Here is a 20,893-nt window from a genome sequence, read left to right on the forward strand (position 1 = left end):
TGTCAACATATCAGCTATGTACACTGGTTTAGGAAAATTGTCTATTCAATCTGAAAAATGGCGTTCTGGGGTTGTCATGTTCTTAAATGTAAAGTTTTGTTACGAGATTCAACATTTCTGCACTCAAACCAATCAAACAATCTTCATCGAGTCCTAATGAATTGGCAAATCGAGAATAGGTGTTCCAGTCTAATAAAACCCCAACTCGTTCCCCTTGCTCATTTGTTAAGTATTCTACTGGCTTGGACATATTAGAAACACTCACAATACAATATAATCCTATTTTAGTAATTAATTCCAGAAAATGCCATCGATCGCCGATAAGGTTATCTTATTTTTGTTTTCCTAATTGTTGGCTTTTCTAAAAAGTTGAAAAAGTACGGGCGAAGCATTCGGATAGAAAATCTTTGGTTTCAGCGATAGGTTATTGTCCGAATGCTGGAGGCAATTGCCGATAAGGTTATCTTATTTTTGTTTTCCTAATTGTTGGCTTTTCTAAAAAGTTGAAAAAGTACGGGCGAAGCATTCGGATAGAAAATCTCTGGTTTCAGCGATAGGTTATTGTCCGAATGCTGGAGGCAATTGCCGATAAGGTTATCTTATTTTTGTTTTCCTAATTGTTGGGGTTTCTAAAAAGTTGGTGCGTTACGGCAATATTTAGACCTTGATTTTTTCCCTAAAAACAATGGATGCCTAACGCACCCTACGTTTATTTTTGTTTTCCTAATTGTTGGGCCTTATAAAAAGTTTCTAAACTGTGACTATCCCCGACAAAACGCCAGTGCCAGGGTTCATAATTAATACCCTGGGGATTATTTTCAGGGAAAGATAACTCGAAACTATACTGGGCAGCGTTATTTTGCAACCAACGAAAAGCGGCAGTATTAGCAAAACTGCTACTTAAATTTGTGGCGGGAGCGTGACCATCGCCAATATCGATCGCATAACCGGTATGATGTTCGCTGTAACCCGGAGGTGCGCTCACTTCTGCTCGTTTGCGGGTTTGCTGATTGCGTTGTTTTTTAACTTCAAAAAAGAGCTTTTCTTGGGTTGCTTTCGATCGAAATGCGGAAATCGGCATTAAAATCACCCCCGACCTTCTCGCGTCACTCTGCATCTCGATAAAAGCCTTGGCTGCCGGTTTCCTTAAACGCATAGCACCATCCCCAGTAATAGGGGCTAATTCCGTCTCTGGAGCCTCTTGATAGGGTAAATGACCTAGAATGTTCTCAATGGGGCTAGGAGTGGCTTTAATGGGGGGGGATGGGTTAATAACCGGTTTTTCTACGGTAGCAGGGGGACGATTCAAGACTGCTATGGCAATTAGGCCGGTTCCCACCAGAGCAAGTAAACCGCTGGCGATCGCTATGAGACCATTAGGATTAGTAGTTTTTCTGTACTGGTTGTCCCGCAAAGCTTCGGGAATATCATCGATCGGTTTCACGGTTTACTTACCCTCCTGCACCATAATTACATTATTCCCCGGCCACTCCATCTTGACGAGCAGCGTGTTGAACGGCGGCGGCCACAGCCGTAACTACACGACTATCAAAAACCGAGGGAATAATATTCTCTCGATCAAGATTAGCAGGAGTGATCAGAGAAGCGATCGCTTTGGCCGCTTCCAGATACATATTATCGGTGATTGCCCTAGCGCGACAGTCCAGGGCCCCGCGAAATAATCCGGGGAAAGCGAGAACATTATTAATCTGATTGGGATAATCGCTGCGTCCGGTAGCCACCACGGCCACTAAATCATTGATTAATTCCGGTTGAATTTCGGGAATCGGATTAGCCATGGCAAACACGATCGCATCTTTAGCCATTCCCTTGACCATTTCGGGAGTCAATACCCCCGGTGCGCTCACCCCCAAGAAGACATCAGCGCCTTTAAGAGCATCCCCTAGCTTACCACTGGCAGCCACGGCCCAAGCTTGTTTTTCTGGGGTTAAATCGTCCCGTTTTTGGGAGAGGATACCAAGGGAATCACAGAGGATTATATCTGTGGCTCCTGCGGTTTTAAAGAGAGTAGCGATGGCGATACCCGCCGCACCCGCACCATTAATGACGATTTTGACTGTATCAAGCGATTTTTTGACCAATTTGAGGGCATTAATCAGGGCAGCCAGGGAAACGATCGCTGTACCGTGTTGATCATCGTGGAAAACGGGAATATTTAATTCCGCTCGCAGACGTTTCTCGATTTCAAAACAGCGTGGCGCGCCGATATCCTCTAGGTTAATGCCACCAAAAACCGGAGCGATTCTTTTGACGGTTTCGATGATTTCTTCGGGGTCTTGGGTGGCTAAACAGATGGGAAAAGCGTCAATTCCGGCGAATTCCTTGAATAACATTGCCTTCCCTTCCATTACTGGTAGGGCAGCCTCCGGCCCGAGATTTCCTAATCCTAATACCGCGCTACCATCGGTAACTACAGCGACGGTGTTGCCCTTGATGGTCAATGAGTACACTTGTTCGGGGTCGTGGGCGATAGCGGTGCAGATGCGACCAACTCCGGGGGTGTAGGCCATGGCCAGGTCATCTTGGGAGGTGAGGGGAATACGACTCTCAATGGAGATTTTACCCCGACGATGGAGATCGAAGGTGCGATCGGAAACTTTCAGGAGTTTAACATCCGGTAGAGCTTTAACCGCGGCGATAATCTGTTCCGCTTGGTCGGTACTAGCGGCATCAACCATCACCTCGCGGGTGCTAATCTTTAAATTGCGTTCGATCAGAGAAATTTGCCCTAAATTACCCCCGACATCGGCGATCGCATTGAGGACAGAAGCGAAGGTTCCCGCTTGATTGGGGATTTCTATCTTGAGACTTAAACTATAGCTAGGATTGGGCGTTAAATGAACCATGCTGAAGGCTTCCAATACTGATAAATATTGATTATCTTCTATCTGTGAAGGACTTTGGTATCTAATCGCGCAGTTTCTTTAGCTATTAGGGTTTCTCTGGGCCTAACACCAGGGGAGCGGGGTGTGGGGTGTGGGGTGTGGGGTGTGGGGAGAAGGTAGGAAGGCTGCATCTCACATTTGCAAAAATACCGACAATCAGCAATTATCAGTCACTCTCAAATGCGTACAAATGTATTAGTAACTGCCTGTAAGCAGCCCACCGAAAAGCTAATGCGCTCCGGGGTTTGGGGGGTAGAACCCCCCAAAAGCCTGGATTGAGTAATAAAATCGGAAGTAAAGCCCAATTTTAAAAGAGAGTTTTCCCTTAAAAATCCCAACTTAGTAGATTGACAAAAATGAGATGCACCCTAAATATTCCACATTTGTTGATAAGCAGTTTCTAAATCTCTGGTAAATTGTTTGGCATTCCAGAGGGGAGATGTATGACGAGATTGACGTAATTGATAACGGACTTCTTCCCTCAAATTTTTATCCAATCCTAACTTAATTCCCCACTGCACATATTCCTCATCACTCCAAGCTATACCCTGACTAATGCCAGCATTTTTCATAAAAGTATAGCTATTGCGGGCCGCAAATTGTTCACCAACCCTAGTGACTAAAGGAATCCCCATCCAGAGGGTTTCTAAGGTTGTGGTAGCACCATTATAGGGATAGGTATCGAGAACTATATCAGCAATTCCTAGATTAGCGCGATGGGTTTCCTCATTGAAATCATTGGGCAAAAATCTTAATCTATCTTGACTAATTCCCAATTCGTCGGCACTTTTGAGAAATAATTCTCGAATGGTTTCTTGGTCGGCAAAACCTTTGATTAAAAGATAGCTATTAGGAACCTGTTGGAGAATCTGCAATTGCAGATAAATCATGTTTAAGGTGCGTTTTAATCCCGATTGCACGGTCAGATAAATAATAGCATCATCGGGAATATTTAAATCAGTTCTTCTCCTAGTAGGAACACCCACTTCAAAACCATCTACAGATAAATAAGAGTTAGGAAGTCGGATGATTTGTTCTGAATAGATTTCTTGACCATTTTCGGGTAAAACGTAGTTATCGGCGATAAAATAATCAATCGCAGGGATTCCCGACGCATCTAATCCTAACCAAGTTACCTGTATCGGTGCTGGTTTTAAGGCCATTACTAGATAAGTGGTATTATTGGTTAAGCTATCAAGATCCACTAAAATATCTAATTTGTCTTGACGAATTTGGGCAGTTATTTGTTCAATTTTTGCTGGCAAGTTATAGCTATAATCTGAGTTATTTTTAAACCATTTTTCAGTAATTTCGTCCGCTGCTTGGTTGACAAAATAGGTGTAAATTTCAAATTTATCTCGATTATGATAGTGAAATAACCAGCGACTTAACCAACCCACAGAATGGCGACGGAGAGTATAGGCAATATAACCAATTTTTATTTTTCTTGCTGGAGATTTTGGAGAATAAACAGGAGCAATATAGTTATAGCGTGTTCTTACATCTGCTTGAAAAATTTCCGCTAGTTTACTTTGTAAATAGCGATTAATTTTCGGATTATCTTGATAGTAGGGAAGACAGCTACTAACTCCTAAAATAGAGTCGATAATAAAGGGACGTGCATTAAATTGTTCGGCATTAATTTGTCGCTCGATTAGTTGTGTTAATTCATCGATAAATTTAGGTAAATTTCCCCAGTCTCCCTTAGCTTGTAAAATACCAATTACCAGAGAAATTCCGAACAGCTTTTCAGTAGTTGTCTGGCAATTTTTATAAAAATTGTCGGCAATTTCTAGAGCTTTTTTATAGTCAACAGTGGTGGTTTTGTAAAGATTAAACAAACTATTTTGTAGGTATAAATTATCTGGTAGAAAGCGCAAACAAAGTTCTACTAAATTAATGGCAAATCCACTTTGCTTTTGTTGATAACCATAATTTACAATTGCTGAGATAACTTTGGACGCAATTATTTCTGGATTATTGATATGTAAGGCTGCTAATTCTAAAAAGTAGATGGTATCAGTACAGGGGTAGATTAAAACTTTTTCCGTCACTCGCAGCAGTAAATCAAGATTAATTGCTGCTGTAGCTGTATTCTCTAACAGTTCAAATACACACCAATCATTGCACTTTTCCATAGCAAATGTTTGGAATTGTATTTCTAATTCCATCAGATGCAGGAGATTATTTAAAAAACTAGGATTAAGATTTTGTAGCTGCCATCGAATTAGATAACTTGTCTCTAGTCTTTGGGAATTTTCTTGTCTGGTTGCCTCTGCATCTAAGATTTGAGTTAAAGTTTCTATCCACCCCGATAATTCTGATTCGGCTGCTTGACTCAACACCAGTAACCAAGTAGCTTGTGCGTCTTCTTCTCTATCTTGTAAAAGATAGGCTAATCCTAGATAAAAATAATCCTCAATTACCAGAGAATTGTTTTCAATTAATTGTTCATAAAACTGCACCACCAGTTGATAATTGTTGTCGTTTAAATGGGTTTGTATGTCTTGATGCCATTGCATAGTTTTTATCCGCTAAGATTGACAATAAATATTCCACATTTGCCGATAAGCAGTTTCTAAATCTCTGGTAAATTGTTTGGCATTCCAGAGGGGAGATGTATGACGAGACTTTCGGAGTTTCCAACGGACTTCTTCTCTTAAATTTTTATCCAATCCTAACTTAATTCCCCACTGCACATATTCCTCATCACTCCAAGATATACCCTCAGTTATTCCCGCATTCATCATTAAAGTATAACCGTTGCGTGATGACCATTGTTGCCCCACCTTAACCACCAGAGGAATTCCCATCCAGAGGGTTTCTAAGGTGGTTGTACCACCATTAAAGGGATAGGTGTCCAAAACCACATCAGCGATGGCTAAATTTGCCCTGTAGGTTTCCGTCTGATAGAGAGGAAGCATCTTAATTCGATTAGTTTCTACCCCAACTTCTGCGGCAATTTGACAGAATAAATCTAGGAGAGAATTATCATCAGCAACTCCTTGAATCAGGAAATAACTATTAGCTACGGATTTGAGGATTTGCATTTGTAAGCGAATCATCGCAGGATTCCGCTTAATTGCTGTTTGAGAACTTAGATAAATAACCGCATCGTTATTAATATCTAAATCTTCTCTTCGCAGGGTAGGAACGGCTATTTCAAAACCATCCACAGCGACAAAAGCATCAGGTAAACGCCAGATTTTTTCTTGATAATATTCTTGGGCATTTTCTGGTAGTACATAAGGATCCGCTAAAAGATAATCTACTGCGGGTAAACCGGAACCATCAAAACCTAACCAGTTAACTTGAATAGGAGCAGGTTTTAAGGCAATAACTTGGACAACCATTGGTCCGGTACCACTATCTAAATCCACAAGAATATCGATGTTATCTTCTTTGATTTTGCGGTAGGTTGCTAGGGAATCAGCAGTAGCATGATAGATTTTATCTGCGGGATTAGAAAACCATTTTTTAGTTATTTCATCCACGGGTTGACTCACCATATAAAGGTGAATATCAAACTGCTCACGATTGTGATAATTGATAGTCCAACGACTCAATAAACCGACGGGATGACGTTTTAAGGTTTGGGACATGTAACCAATTTTCAGTTTTTTATCGGGATTATATTCTCTGGATTTGTCAAAACCTTCCTCCTGAAAACCCAGCATTTCTTTGTAGGTTTCTTGGAAAAAAATACTAATCTGATTTAAAAGCGGTCGATTCTCTTTCGGGTTATCTTCATAGTAAGAAATCGGGTTCATAACTGTTAGTAAAGCTTCCCGAACTAAGGGATGTATATCTTGGGGCTTTTTTTCTATAAATTTTTTAATTAAGTGTTTATACTCTTGACAAATACTAGAAATGTCATTCCATTTTGAGGCTCGTAAAGAACCATTAAAGAGAAGAGATTGACTAAACATTTTTAAATCAATTGTTTGACTTTTGTCTTTCAACTTATTGACTAAATTGATGGCTTTTTCATAGTCAGGTAAAGAGATATAAAACCAAAATAAATTAACTTCTAAGTACAAATTTTCGGGATAAAGGGGAAGAAAAGCTTCCGCTAAGTCAACGGAATAAATAGGTTGATATTTCTCAAAAGCAAAGCGTCGGGTAACAGTGATGACGTGATTAAGTAATTCTAGAGAATTGTCAAGATAGGGTAAACTTAACCGAACTAATTCTATGGTATATTCATGAGCATAAGGTATGACGGCAATTACTACCCGTTCCAATAATTGAGAGTTAACTGAACCCTGAGTAATTAATTCTAGTATTTGCCATTCTTGCAGTTGTTGAGGATGAAATCTATTTAATTTAATTTCAACGAGAGTTAAATGCAGTAAATTATCGAGATAACTGGGATTAATTTCCTGTAGATGTTTACGAATTAACCAAGTGATTTCTAGATTTTCTAACTCTAATTGTCGGTTAGCTTCGGCTGCTAAAATATTGCTTAATTCTAGCAGCCATGAATCAGTTTCCTGTTCTTCTCCTTGAGTGAAAACAAATAACCAAGTAGCTTGTGCTTCTTCTTCTTTTGCCTGCAAAAGATAGGATAATCCTAAATACCAATAATAACTAATTTCTAGGGGTTCTCTTTCTATCAGTTCTTCGTAAAACTGACTAACAATATCGTATTGATTGTTTTCTAAAGCGGTTTTAACTTCATTTTGCCAAGACATGATTTAATTCTCTCCTTAATTAACTTTCACAATAGATTTGCCACATTTGACGATAGGAGCTTTCCACATCTTTAGTAAACTGACGTGCATTCCAAATCTGTGCTGTTTGACGAGAAGCTTGCAATTGCATGGCTATTTTTTTTCTTAATTCCTCATCCATTCCTAATTTTATTCCCCAATCGATATACTCCTCATCACTCCAAGCAATACCCTCGCTAATTCCCGCATAAGTCATAAAAGTATAACTGTTACGACTGGCCCATTGTTGACCAACTTTTGTCACTACAGGAATACCCATCCAAAGAGTTTCTAGAGTAGTGGTTGCACCACTGTAGGGATAGGTATCGAGTACCACATCGGCAATTTGGAGATTAGCGCGATGAATTTCCTCCGTAGCAACTCCTGAGAGAAAGCGCAATCTATTTTCATCGATTCCTTCCTCTTTAGCAATGCTGATAAATAAATCTTTGATTAGCTTTTCACTTCCCGCACCTTTGATTAATAAATAACTGTTAGGTACTGCTTTAATAATCTGCATTTGTAAGCGAATTGTGGCAGGATTTCTTTTTAATCCCACTTGCAAAGTTAAATAAGTAACTGCCTCTGCTGGTATGTTTAAATCCTCTCGGGTTAGAGTTGGTGTCCCGATTTCAAATCCATCCACGGCAAGATAACAATTAGGTAAGCGCCAAAGCTTCTCTTGATAAAACTCCTGAGCATTTTTTTCTAAAACTAAATTATCTACAAGGAAGTAATCAATAGCAGGTATTCCCGTGGCATCTAATCCTAACCATGTTATTTGAATCGGTGCAGGTTTAATTGCCATAACTCCACAGGTGGTATCCTTAGTTATACTATCTAAATCTACTAAAATATCGATGTTATCTTGATTAATTTGTTCAGCAATAATTTGGGGATTTGCTGGTAAATTATCATACTTATCCACCTTATTTTTAAACCATTGTTCCGTAATATCGTCCTCGACTTGATTGACTAGGTAGAGATGAATATTAAAGTTATCTCGTTGATGATAATGAATTAACCAGCGACTTAAAAACCCGACGGAATGTCGCCGTAAAGTATGGGCAATATAGCCAATGTTTAGTTTTTTATTGACATCTTTAGGTTTCTGAGACTCGATAGTAACTTGATTAAATCTTTTTCTAACTGCCTCTTGAAATAGTTTAGCTAACTGATTAGTTAACCAGCGATTGCCTACTAAGTCATCTTTTAAATAAGCTAAGGGAGAAGTAATAGAAATAACCTCAGCTTGATTTCTCATGGGACATTGACACCGTTCTAAATTATTTTGAATTGCTTGATAATATTCCTGAGCTTTATTGCCAATATTTAACCAATTACCTGCTAAAAGTTCCGTATAGAGCAGCAGATAAATACTATCCAGTTTTGATACTTTATCATTGGATAAATTCCTGATTTTATTGGCAGTTTCCAAGGCCAACTCAAAGTTACCAGTCTCGATATAGTATTGATGAATTTTATGCAAAAGTAGTAAGCGATCGGGTATAATATCTAGGCAGCTAAGAGTCAAAATAACAGCATTAGTTTTATCGGTATAATAAATTTTTTCAATATGTTGTTCGATAATTTCCAATATTGCCGATTGTTGTGACTCTATTTTTAAAAGGGTTATGATAATGTCCAGAACTTCTTGCGCTGGCCAATCTAGAAGTCTATAGATTGTGTTTAGGAGTAAATTTATATCGAAAGTTGTTAACTTGTCCGAACTAATTAAATCAACTATTTGCCAATCTTTAAGTTTTTGGGGATAAAAATATTCTAGCTTAATTTCTAACAGGACTAGATATAATAAATTTTCTAGTTTATCTGGATTTATCTGGTAGATATGCTGACGAATTACCCAGCTTAATTGCCAATTTTTTAGCTTAACTTGTCTTCGCGCTTCCCCATCCAAAATATTGACTAAATCTGCTGTCCACAGCATCACCTCCTGTTCATCCCCTTGACTGAGGACGAATAACCATGTGGTTTGCGCTTCTTCTTCCCTAGCTTCCAAAAGATAGGCTAATCCTAAATACCAATAATGACTAATTTCTAGGGGTTCTTTTTCTATCAGTTCTTCGTAAAACTGACTAACAATATCGTATTGATTGTTTTCTAAAGCGGTTTTTACTTCATTTTGCCAAGACATGGTTTAATTCTCCCTAATTAACTTTCACAATAGATTTGCCACATTTGACGATAGGCAATTTCTACATTTTTAGTAAACTGACGTGCATTCCAAATCGGGGAAGTTTGTCTAGATTCATCTAATTTAGCGATAACTTTGCGTCTCAGGTTTTCATCCTTACCTAACTTAATCCCCCAGTCGATATACTCCTCATCACTCCAAGCAATACCCTCACTAATTCCCACATTAACCATTAAAGTATAACTATTTCTCGATGACCATTGTTGACCAACTTTTGTAACCAAAGGTATCCCCATCCACAGCACATCTAAAGTCGTCATTCCTCCCGTAAAAGGATAGGTATCTAAAACCACATCAGCTATTCTTAAATTTGCTCGATAAATTCCTGTGGGATAGAGGGGTAAGATTTTTAATCTCTCATAATTAATTCCTTCTTCCTCGGCAACTTTGAAAAATAATTTTTCCACTGATTTAGCATCACTTAACCCTTGAATACTCAAATAACTATTAGGAACTGCCTTTAAAATTTGTAGCTGAAGTCGAATAGTTTCAGGGTTACGTTTAACCCCCGTTTGTACGGTTAAGTAATTAATTGCATCCTCTGGAATCCCTAAATCATCTCTTCGGAGAGAGGGGTAAGCAACCTCGACACCATCCAGACAAATATAGGAATTAGGTAAGCGCCAAATTTTTTCTCGGTAATATTCCTGTGCATCTGCTGGTAAAACGTAATTATCAGCAAGATAGTAATCAATTGCAGGAATTCCTGACGCATCAAAACCTAACCAAGTCACTTGTATTGGTGCAGGTTTTAGTGCCATGACTTGACAGGTAGTATTATTAGTGATGCTGTCTAAATCTACCAAAATATCAATGTTATCTTGACTAATTTTTTCAGCAATTAGCAGCGGGTTATCAGGTAAATTATAGCAAGCATTTACCTGATTTCTAAAATCATTTTTAGTGATAAAATCTTCTTGTTGAGATACTAGGTATAAGGAGATATGAAATTCATTATAGTCATGATACTTCATTAACCATCTAGAGATTAATCCGATAGAATGATTATATAAAGTATGGGCAATATAGCCAATTTTAAGAACTTTATTGGCATCTTTAATAGTCGATTTTTGCAGAGAATGACAGTTAGAATTATTGCGAACATATTCCTGAAAAAGTTGACCAACACAATTACTAATATAACGATTTTTTCTTGGGTTATCTTCTAGGTAAGCTAGAGGGGATAAAATTGTTAGGGATGGTTTATTCAATAATCTGGGACATTCTCGATTAGCGATACTTTTTTGCAAGGATTCTGCATATTCTTCAATATCTGCCTTAATATCGACCCAATTACCACTAAATAATTTGACATAAAGAGCAATATAATCAGCTACAGCTTGAGAAGGCAACCCTTGACAACTTGTTTTTAATTGATTAGCTACTTGCATAGCAGCGGCAAAATCTCGATTATCAAAATAACATTGATAAAGTTCAGCTAACAGATAAATTTGCTCTGGTTCCACTGCTAAACAAGTATTAATAATATCAATAGCCAATGGTTTATTATTCATGGCTAGAGAAGGTACTTTAGCTTCTACTACTTTGATGAAAGTTTGTCGCTGACAGTTAGATTGAAATATTGCCTCTAAGTAAGGGACAATTTCTGGTATCTGATAATCGAGAAATTTTTCTAAAACTTCTGCTAATAAACTTAACTCCAGACTCTGGAAATTATTTGTTTTTAACACATCGACAAATAACCAAGTTTTTAACTGCTCTTTTTCAAAATAATTCAAATTAATTGCTAATAAAATAAACCGCAGTAAATTATCAATATTATCGGGACTAATCTCGCGAATATGTCCTCGAATTAACCAACTGGTTTCTAAATTGCCTAACTCTAATTGTCTTCGCGCTTCCCCATCCAAAATATTGACTAAATCTGCTGTCCACGCAGTCATTTCCTGTTCATCCCCTTGACTGAGGACGAATAACCAAGTAGTTTGTGCTTCTTCTTCCCTAGCTTCCAAAAGATAGGCTAATCCTAAATACCAATAATGACTAATTTCTAAGGGTTCTTTCTCCGTAATTTCCTCATAAAACTGGCTAACTTGCCAGAAATCCCCTTGGATAACTGCCGGTTCAACTTGGGAATGCCAAGACATAAGTATTTATCGTTAAGTGTCTCTACTAGCGTACCCAAATAGAAGCAAAATTTTTCTATATAAGTAAAATTTATCAGTCGCTCAGGGGTTGGGTTTTGGGGTGGTCACTGCGTGCGTGTTGCGGGGGGTTTTGGGATTTTAGTTGAAATTCCCCATTCCCTCACCTCTCCATTCCCCACCTGTCACTCTCCACCCAGTTTCAATGCGTCCTAGCTTACCATCAATGTCAGCCAAGAGTCAGTTTTTTGAAAGATTTTCTAAATAAACCAATAAATCGGCCATAGCTTGATAATCGGGCTGAAATTTGGGCATTGGTGGGGTTTTACCGCTAATTACCTGTTCAATCAGACTAATTCTCGATTTGCGATGGGAAACGTCCTCTAAACTCGGTCCGACGATGCCATCAGCAAACTGGCCGTGACAAGCAGCACAGTTAATCTGAAAGATTTCGTAACCGCGACTGACATTACCTTGTAGGGATAACACCTCTTTAATGTAGGGATCCGACATCTTAGCCAGATGAAAAGTGATTAAAAAGGTGCTAATCAGGAACAAAACCACGATTATAACCATTAAGAATCGATAAAGCCCGAATTTTGGTTTAACTAACTGACTATTCACGCAAGCTGCCGAAGGAAAGATGAGTTTCTCTTTACATTTTGCAACTTTTTGCCCCAAAATTCCACCGCCGCTGCTAGAGATAGGCAAATGGAGAATAATATAAGACAAAAGTGCATCTTTTTCTAACCCTCTAGCAATGAACCTATTAACCAGACTGGAAGATTGGCCCTATATTATCTTACCTATCACCATCATCCTCAGTTTCCTGCTGTTGGGATGGCTCGTAGAAAAGCGCGTTGTCAGTCAACTTTTATCAATTGCCAGAGAAAAAAACCTGCGTTTCTCGGAAGGGGTTTTACGTTCCCTTCGTGGATTAAGCATACTTTGGTTCGGACTTTTGGGTTTAAATATTGCCCTCTCCCTTCCTAATCTTCCCCTCTTTCCCTCCCTCATTCTCCTGAGCAAAACATTTCTGCTAGTGGCTTTTTTAGCTTCGGCTACTTGGGTTGTTGCTCAATTATCCGTGGAAATATTACGAGTTTATACCACGGGAGATGATGGCATTTCTTCCCTAACTTCCCTATTTGAATTTCTCGCCAAAGTTCTGATTTTTAGCTGCGGTTTTTTGCTGATTTTAAGCTCGATTGGCATTTCTATAACTCCCCTGCTTACTGCCTTGGGTATTGGGGGTGTTTCCCTCGGTTTAGCTCTCCAAAATACCCTAGCTAATTTAATGTCGGGGATTAATATTATCACTTCTAAAAAAGTTAGACCGGGAGATTATATTGAACTGAGAACGGGAGAAGCTGGTTATGTGCGAGATGTGGATTTAAGATGCACAGTCATCGAAGAAATTACCAATAATCTTTTGGTTATTCCCAATGCTCAGATCATTTCTTCTAGTTTCCGTAACTATAGTTTACCAGATCACTCCCTACTGATTCCCGTGGAAGTGGGCATTAGTTACGATAGTGACTTAGAAAAAGTCGAAAAAGTTACCCTAGAAGTTATGCAAGAAATCGCTCAGTTATTGCAACCTCACCTCGGTAACTATAAACCCTTGATTCTTTATGGTAAACTCGATTACTATAGCATTGTGCTAACAGTTTATCTCAAGGTGGTAGAAGAAGAATTTTTTCAACATCTCACCATTAAACACGAATTTATTAAACTCCTACACCGACGCTATCAGCAAGAAGGAATTAAACTTCCCTATCCAATTCTTTTTCCCTATCCCCCCAGTAATCCCCCTAGTTAACCTCAATTTGCTATCGCAACAAACAATTGAAATGCGCGGACAAATTACAATTGATAATTCTCCTCAAAAAACTTACGAGTCATCGGTTGGACAACTTCAATACCGTGGCCTTCTCCTAATAATTCTAGGGGTTTTCCTTCCACTTGAATCCAGACTTTGGCATTGGGATCCTCGGTAGTAGTAGTATAGATGATTTGTGCCAAACGACCGATTAACATATCAGGACCATCATCATTGCCAAACTCGCGCGAGAGATTAATCTTAATTCCCGTTTTATCTACTTTTAAATCCAGTAATTTAGTCCCGGGGGGAATAGTAGTCATGTCCTGAGGATTACTTGGACCAGCTAATAGAATCTTCAATACTGCTGTTAACTCTCGGTCGTCGCTATCCGCTTTTTGAACGGTAATTTCTTGGGTGACTAATTGATTACCCGTATCGGTCACTTTTAACCAATAAACCTGTCGAGTTTCCCTAACAGGAATAGCTGCAGGAGTTGCTGTCGGACTTGTCTTCACTGGACCAGGAGAAAGCGGTTCAACAATTGGTGATTGACTTATCGGCACCGGACTGGGAGATTCAATCGGGTTTTCACTGGTTTTCTGGGAGGAAGATAGGTGATGGACGGCAAACCAAGCAGTGGCCCCACCAGCAGTAAATAAAGCGAGGCCGATACCAATTATCCAAGGCAAAGAGATTTTATCACTAGAGCGAGAACTAGGCATAATTCAGTTATCAGTTATCAGTTATCAGTTATCAGTTTTAAGTTATCAGTTATCAGTTTTAAGTTTTAAGTTTTAAGTGAGCAGTTATCAGTTTTAAGTGAGCAGTCGAACGCTTTTATTCTCGCCATCTCCCCACTTCCCCACTTCCCCACCACCCCACTTCATAATTGATAATTCATAATTCCCACTTCCGATCTCCTGTTTTCCGACCGTTAAATTTAATTGGGGTTCCCCGATCGAGGTTCAATGCTGCCAAAGGCGGCTATACTCAGCTTATCATCGTCGATCTGCAATTGGAGAAGGCGGGCGATAATTCCTTGTTTCTCGAAGTTTTTTAAATCTAACTGGGTGGATATACCCTCGGCAAACCCCTTGAGAAGGCGCGAGGAGATGCGACGACCATTAAGAGTGGCTGTGGGGTCAATAAGCTCGATTTTTCGCCCCTGCACTAGCTTAAATCCCACTTCTAGGCTCAGATCGAGACTGGCTGCGGGACCGTCCGGCCCTTGGGTCTCTAGCTGCAGGCTGAGGGCGACTCGATTATTATTAAGAAAATTAAAATTTGCTTGACTAAGTTGATATTTTGTGCTATGCGATTCTTCCCTAGATGGAATCAGATTATTAATCAGGGTCTGAATTTGTTCTTTGACCGCTGCTGATTGTAAAGCTTGATTAACATTAGTTTCCGTGAGGACAAGATGCAATGCTCCCGCAGCCGTTCGGCGCAAGGCGGCGGCTAAACTGCTGTTTTTTTGCTGTAATTGCCGCAAATCGAGGCTAATTGGCTCAGTTTCTAGCTCGATCTTCTCAATGCGAACATCAGCAAGGGGATAAATTCCCCGTGCGGAAATGCGAACTCGAGCGATTTTGCCTTGCAGAGCCTGATAATTGGGAGTATTATCGACCCTGACGGCTAATTGTTCCACTTTTTGGACTTGGGAGCGAAGGGTATGGGCTAAAACCGTATCGATAATTGCCCCTGCGGGAGTTAACAGGGTCAAAACACCAGCGAGAGTGATTGTTAGCCATTCCATCGCTCAATTACACCCATCCAGCTAAATTTTGCCAAGCATTAGTCAAAAGCTGACTTAACCAACGTCGTTGCACTTGATCTAAAATCGGGTCTTCTGCGAGAATTTCTTCAGTCAGATCATCGAGAGATTGACCCTGAGCGCGGGCCATTCTAATAATTCCCGCAATCACGGCAGCGATCATCTCCTCATCGACGGGACGCTGTCGGAGGGCGGCAATTTCTTCGGGGGTGGTCGGGATGGGATAATTCATAATCAGATGGGGTAGGCTGTGTATTAATCTGGGTATGTAAAGTTTTTTAAACTTTTTTCAGAAAACTTTTTGTGTAGTCTAGCGTAATCAGACGATTTTTGGGTGTAATAGCTAAATCAAGATGAGAGAAATACTTTACAGAGAAATTCCGACTCCCGACTCGATCGCCGTTTGTCAGTGGTTACAATCCGATTGGCAACCCGCAAGCGGTGTCAAGACAAATACACCTAACGGGGTGAGATTGCGCTTATCGGAGGCGATCGAATTGTCGATCTTTGTCTGGACGCTGCAACGGACTACTTATTTAAAAGTTTTCCGCTGGGGTGAGCAATCGCATGATCAAGAAACATCCCTGACTCGGCAGCTCGATCGAGCTTTACAAAAGCGTTTTCCGCCGCAGCATAACACGATACCAAATATCGATCAAAAAAATCACTCAATTTTTACAGATTTAGAAGCGGACTATCCCCTAACGGTTCACTACTTCCGCAAAATGCCGCAAGGGGAGGCAGATTTAGAACGTTTGTATTGGTGGGAAAAACGTTGGCGCGACAGTGCCAAAAATCCCCAACAACCGCAGCCGGTAATTTTCTCTAGCAGTGAGGAAAATGATCATCCCATCACCTACGACTTAATTTATATTGGTGGTGCCTTGGGGGCAATTCATGCGGCACAGATGGCCAAATTAGGTTATCGAGTCCTCTTAGTAGAAAGACTGCCTTTCGGACGGATGAATCGGGAATGGAATATCTCTCGATCGGAGTTTCAAAGTTTAATTAATTTAGGCCTATTTACCGCCGAAGAATTCGAGGAATTAATCTTCCAAGAATACATCGATGGCTTTAATAAGTTTTTTGATGGCAATAATCCCCCCCATTTGAAGGCGGAGATTCTCCATACTCCCACGGTTTTAAATATCGCCATTAATTCCGATAAATTGCTGCAATCCTGCGCTAAAAAAATACAGGATCATGGCGGTAAAATTCTCGATCAAACCGAATTTATTAAGGCTGATATTACTGCTAATAGTGTTACTGTCACCCTTAATCATGGTGGAGAAATTCAACAGATAAAAGGCCGTTTATTGATTGATGCCATGGGTTCCGCCTCTGCCATTGCTTGGCAATTAAACGGAGTGCGTGCCTTTGATAGTGTCTGTCCGACGGTGGGGGCAGTAGTAGAAGGATTCGAGCCGGTGGTGTGGGATTCTCACTATGGTGATGTCTTAAATTCCCATGGCGATATTTCTAGAGGTAGGCAATTAATTTGGGAATTATTTCCGGGGGAAGGAAAAGAATTAACCTTTTATCTATTTCACTATCATCAAGTCCATCCAGATAACCCCGGTTCTCTGTTGGAAATGTACGAAGATTTCTTTACTATTTTGCCCGAATATCGACAGTGTGACCCAGAAAAATTAACTTGGAAAAAACCCACCTTTGGTTATATACCGGGGCATTTTAGCACAGGAAAAAAAGATCGAATTGTCTCCTTTGATCGCATTTTAGCCATCGGTGATGCCGCCTCCCTGCAATCACCGTTAATCTTTACTGGATTCGGTTCTTTGGTGCGTAATTTAGAGCGCTTAACCCATCTTTTGGATACGGCCTTAAAACACGATTTACTAACAGCTAAAGACCTAGAAAACGTGCGGGCCTATCAAAGTAATGTGGCGGTAACTTGGTTATTTTCTAAAGGAATGATGGTTCCCACGGGAAAAACCTTACCCCCCCAAAGAATTAACGCCATGTTAAACACATTTTTCGGTTTATTGGCCGACGAACCGCCGGAGGTTTCCGAAACTTTTATTAAGGATAAAACCGATTGGTTGACCTTTAGCCGTTTAGCAATTAAAGCGGCCAGAAAAAACCCCGCTTTACTGTTATGGATAGCAGAAATGGCCGGCAGTCAGGATTTAATTCGCTGGTTGGGTTCCTATCTCGATTTTAGCCTTGATGGAGTCAAAAATCTGCTTTTCGGTTCCTGGTTTTCCCAATGGTTAAAAAACTCCCAAAGCTGGCTAGAAAAAGACAATCCTCGCCTATGGTTAAAGTTATTGAGTTTTAATTATGGCCTAAGAAATTAATTAGAGTTTGCTGAAAAAGTAGGGGCGAAGCATTCGGGCATAACCTATCGCTGAAACCGTAGATTTCCTATCCGAAATGCTTCGCCCCGAAGATGCAAGGTTTTGAACCACGATTCTCTCAAAATCTTGCACCTGTGGGAGCGAAACAGGCATCTAAAACCCTTACCTCGTCTATATTTCACATTTATTCAGCCAACCCTAAGTAGGAGACTCCCAGACAGCTATCGGGGATCAGATTTGAGTTTTTACACTAAATCCAGTTATTAAAGACTGATTATTTATTTCCACTTTTGCCTTTTGCATGAGTGCATGAGTGCCTGTCTTCATAAGTAGCCTATACTCAACGGATTTAGAACGTAGGTTGGGTTGAAGCATGAAACCCAACGCCCGCATGGGTTACGCTACCGCTAACCCATCCTACAAATAATTGTGCCTACCTACTTAAGTAGCCTATACTCAACGGATTTAGTATTAGTTCACTGTTGGTGGAGTTAAGAAACTGTTGAAAAAGTTCAAGAATGCGCTTACCTAAAGGTTCTAACCGCAATGCTGATTTAAAATAGCCATCATCTTTTGGACCACCGCTGCTGTTTGTTCCAGCATAGCAAAATGACCACAATCGGATAACTCAATGACGTTGCTGCCAGTTTCAAACAAAGGATGAAAACTGGCCAGATGGTTAACGTACTTAACTTCCATAATCGTATCCTCTTTCCCCGCCAGAAAATAGACCGGTTGTGGGAGACGGGAGACAATCTGGGGTAAAAGATGAACTTCGCTGATAGTGGTGGTTTCCAAAAGTGACCCTAGGGCTGCTTGGTAATCGGCCCGGACAAAATCAATCACGCGCTGTTTGCCCCATTTTTTACCTAGGGTTTGCTTGACCATCATCCGCGAGAATAAAACATCAATAAAGGGAACACGGGGCAACCAAGGCGGTCTTCTCTGTAAAATCTGTCTTCCGGCTTCCCGAAATCGCTCAAATTCCTCCTTTAGATAGATGCCACCGCCGGCATTCATACAGATTACCCCTTTAATCCGTTCAGGACAGCTATCCGCGGCCCACAAAGCAACACTACCACCGAGGGAATGACCAACTAACCAAGCAGCATCGAGGTTTAAGCGGTTAAGAAGGGTAATAACGTCTTGGGAGTAGGATTCAAGGTTATAACTACTAGGAGGACTGTTAGAGGTGATTTTTTGGGAGTCGCCAAAGCCCCGGAGATCATAGACTAGACAGGGATAATCCGGGGAGAGAATATCTACCAAAGGCTGCCAGTAGTGACGACTCAGCAGCCAACCGTGTATAAAGACTAAAACCGGTTTATCCGCTCGGGGCGAAAATAACTCGTAACTGTGGGATACTCCCGATATGTCGATGGTAGGCATATAATCAATCTCAACCTAAATTAAACCGTTGATAGGGGTTACTAGGGAAACTTCTAGAGAAAAAAAGGTGTATTTAGCCTTGTTTATAGAGCAAAATCGGGGAAGCTTAGGATATTCCCCCGATAGCTGATCACTCACTGCTATAGACAATTTCAAAAGCTTCTACTCAAGTATAAAACACTGGAGATACCTTCCTAAAATAGGATGAACACCCTAGACCAGGATTTATCTATGAAATGCGATCGCTTTTTAACTCTTTCCCTCGTCTTCAGTCTGGGATTAGCTTTTCCCCCCTCTCTACCCGCTCAAAATCCCCCCGCTACCACCTTTCAACCCGGTCCTTGGCAGCCTGTTGCTAGGGTGAATACGAGTCGTCCCGTGGAGATTAAAATCATCAATCAAACCGATATTGACCTCAATTATGACCTATCGGCCAATATTAATTCCTCTCCCCAATTATTATCTCCAGGTACGGAGACAAACCTAAGAGGTTTGGTAATTCCAGCATATATTCTGATTAATCGGGCTAATGCCGCCGCAGATCCCTATTCTTCTAGTTTAATCTATGCCGTAGAGGTCAATGATGATAATTTAGTCACGATTACTGTCACCAAAGTTCCGGGGAGTACCCCCGGTTATACCACCTTTAACATCAATCAACAGGGTGCTATTTATATTTACTAGCTCTAGCTTCAGCTGTTATGGAGCCACCTCGATTGTTAATTAAGTTTAGGGTTCTTTCTACCTCCTTTGGCTTCAGGATTTTAAAATTCGTCTTCTTGGGCAAGAATTGTCTTAAGAGTCCCTTATTATGCTCGTTTAATCCCCCTCTCCCAAGAATGATAAGGAGTAGCAAAATAAAAATCTGCCCCGATTTTCTGAGGGGGCATCTCAGTTTTGCAGAAATACTGAAAACAGGATATAAAGGAAGAAGAAATTGATCAACAGAGGCAAGGACAATGACCAGATTAAATGATGCTGACCGAGAAAAAATCGGGCTCTTCGTTACCCTTTATGCTAAATCAACAGACAAGATGCCAAGATAACATACTTCTAACCCAAAAATTCCGAAAGTTTCTCAAGCCATAGCCTCTCCGTTTTATTAGTTTAAGTTTATTGTTGATTCCCTCGACCACCCCATTCGTTGTCCTTCGCTCAAAATAACTAATGATTTCTCCAAACCAGTTTCGGATTGTTTGACAACTCTTGGTAAAAACACTGGAGGATTTTGCCAACCATTCCGAGATGGATAGCAGCCCCTCTGTCGGATTCTCTGAGGTTTCATAAATCTTTCTAAATTCTTCCTTTAATTCCTGCATCTTTTTCAAATTTGGGAATTTTTCTTTGATAGCTTCTAGTTTGATTTTTTGGGGTTCCGTTAAATCTTCTTCATTTTTTAACAGACTATATTTACTTCGCTTTAAAACTTCTAGCTTTGCTTCTTTTTCCGCTTTCTGTTTTTTATTTTTCTGCGCTTCTACGGCTCTTTTTTCCGCTCTTCTCTGTTCGTCTAACTCTTGATTAATTTGTTTCATGACATGGAATCTATCGGCGACTACCTCGGCCGATGGCATCAATTCTTTCACCAAATTTTTATAGGGCAACCAAAGGTCTATGCTCACTTCTTCAATTTGCTCTAACACCTCTTT

General features: G+C 40.2%; 14 protein-coding genes and 2 pseudogenes. 3 read left to right on the forward strand and 13 right to left on the reverse strand.

From position 1 onward, the window contains the following. Positions 1–709: 709 nt before the first annotated feature. From H6G48_RS07460 to H6G48_RS07490, 7 genes are all read right to left on the reverse strand, one after another. The gene (locus H6G48_RS07460; protein ID WP_190720593.1) at positions 710–1,444 is read right to left on the reverse strand and encodes a M15 family metallopeptidase; all 735 of its coding nucleotides are present in this window, start codon (positions 1,442–1,444) and stop codon (positions 710–712) included. A 31-nt stretch (positions 1,445–1,475) separates the two neighbouring features. Then, the gene (locus tag H6G48_RS07465) at positions 1,476–2,867 is read right to left on the reverse strand and encodes an NAD-dependent malic enzyme (RefSeq protein WP_190720596.1); all 1,392 of its coding nucleotides are present in this window, start codon (positions 2,865–2,867) and stop codon (positions 1,476–1,478) included. Positions 2,868–3,274: 407 nt separating this feature from the next. After that, positions 3,275–5,428: an O-linked N-acetylglucosamine transferase, SPINDLY family protein gene (locus tag H6G48_RS07470; RefSeq protein WP_190720598.1), complete on the reverse strand. Its 2,154-nt coding sequence runs from the start codon at positions 5,426–5,428 to the stop codon at positions 3,275–3,277. A gap of 12 nt (positions 5,429–5,440) precedes the next feature. Further along, the gene (locus H6G48_RS07475; protein WP_190720601.1) at positions 5,441–7,600 is read right to left on the reverse strand and encodes an O-linked N-acetylglucosamine transferase, SPINDLY family protein; all 2,160 of its coding nucleotides are present in this window, start codon (positions 7,598–7,600) and stop codon (positions 5,441–5,443) included. A gap of 19 nt (positions 7,601–7,619) precedes the next feature. Further along, positions 7,620–9,773, reverse strand: coding sequence for an O-linked N-acetylglucosamine transferase, SPINDLY family protein (locus tag H6G48_RS07480; RefSeq protein WP_190720604.1), 2,154 nt, complete (start codon positions 9,771–9,773; stop codon positions 7,620–7,622). 17 nt (positions 9,774–9,790) lie between these two features. Further along, positions 9,791–11,941, reverse strand: coding sequence for an O-linked N-acetylglucosamine transferase, SPINDLY family protein (locus H6G48_RS07485; RefSeq protein ID WP_190720607.1), 2,151 nt, complete (start codon positions 11,939–11,941; stop codon positions 9,791–9,793). A 237-nt stretch (positions 11,942–12,178) separates the two neighbouring features. Continuing rightward, positions 12,179–12,670, reverse strand: a complete 492-nt coding sequence (locus tag H6G48_RS07490) for a c-type cytochrome (RefSeq protein WP_061430519.1) — start codon at positions 12,668–12,670, stop codon at positions 12,179–12,181. Between the two features lie 28 nt (positions 12,671–12,698). Here H6G48_RS07490 and H6G48_RS07495 point away from each other — a divergent pair, with 28 nt between their 5' ends. Further along, positions 12,699–13,760, forward strand: a complete 1,062-nt coding sequence (locus H6G48_RS07495) for a mechanosensitive ion channel family protein (protein ID WP_061430518.1) — start codon at positions 12,699–12,701, stop codon at positions 13,758–13,760. A 44-nt stretch (positions 13,761–13,804) separates the two neighbouring features. Here the strand turns inward: H6G48_RS07495 and H6G48_RS07500 are convergent, their stop codons facing one another. The 3 genes from H6G48_RS07500 to H6G48_RS07510 form a co-directional block, all read right to left on the reverse strand. Next, entirely contained in the window at positions 13,805–14,485 is a 681-nt protein-coding gene (locus H6G48_RS07500) for a GerMN domain-containing protein (RefSeq protein WP_190720610.1), read from the reverse strand. A 218-nt stretch (positions 14,486–14,703) separates the two neighbouring features. Then, a complete protein-coding gene (locus tag H6G48_RS07505; protein ID WP_190720614.1) occupies positions 14,704–15,519 on the reverse strand; it encodes an LmeA family phospholipid-binding protein in 816 nt (271 codons plus the stop codon). A gap of 7 nt (positions 15,520–15,526) precedes the next feature. Next, a complete protein-coding gene (locus H6G48_RS07510) occupies positions 15,527–15,769 on the reverse strand; it encodes a hypothetical protein (RefSeq protein WP_002763591.1) in 243 nt (80 codons plus the stop codon). A 121-nt stretch (positions 15,770–15,890) separates the two neighbouring features. On the opposite strand from H6G48_RS07510, the gene H6G48_RS07515 reads away from it, so the two are divergent. Further along, on the forward strand, positions 15,891–17,855 hold the full coding sequence (locus H6G48_RS07515) for an FAD-dependent monooxygenase family protein (protein ID WP_190720617.1): 1,965 nt from the start codon (positions 15,891–15,893) through the stop codon (positions 17,853–17,855). 537 nt (positions 17,856–18,392) lie between these two features. On the opposite strand, the gene H6G48_RS07520 is transcribed toward H6G48_RS07515, so the two are convergent. Next, positions 18,393–19,244 (reverse strand): alpha/beta fold hydrolase, encoded by an 852-nt coding sequence (locus H6G48_RS07520; RefSeq protein WP_061430514.1) that lies wholly within the window; start codon positions 19,242–19,244, stop codon positions 18,393–18,395. Positions 19,245–19,475: 231 nt separating this feature from the next. On the opposite strand from H6G48_RS07520, the gene H6G48_RS07525 reads away from it, so the two are divergent. Then, positions 19,476–19,928: a hypothetical protein gene (locus H6G48_RS07525; RefSeq protein WP_061431049.1), complete on the forward strand. Its 453-nt coding sequence runs from the start codon at positions 19,476–19,478 to the stop codon at positions 19,926–19,928. 28 nt (positions 19,929–19,956) lie between these two features. On the opposite strand, the pseudogene H6G48_RS07530 reads toward H6G48_RS07525, so the two are convergent. Both H6G48_RS07530 and H6G48_RS07535 read right to left on the reverse strand, forming a co-directional pair. Beyond that, positions 19,957–20,125: pseudogene (locus H6G48_RS07530) on the reverse strand (IS30 family transposase); the annotation flags it as partial. Positions 20,126–20,266: 141 nt separating this feature from the next. Continuing rightward, positions 20,267–20,893, reverse strand: a pseudogene (locus H6G48_RS07535) (ISL3-like element ISMae36 family transposase); the annotation flags it as partial.

Source organism: Microcystis flos-aquae FACHB-1344 (assembly GCF_014698375.1).
Classification (GTDB): Bacteria; Cyanobacteriota; Cyanobacteriia; order Cyanobacteriales; family Microcystaceae; genus Microcystis; species Microcystis aeruginosa.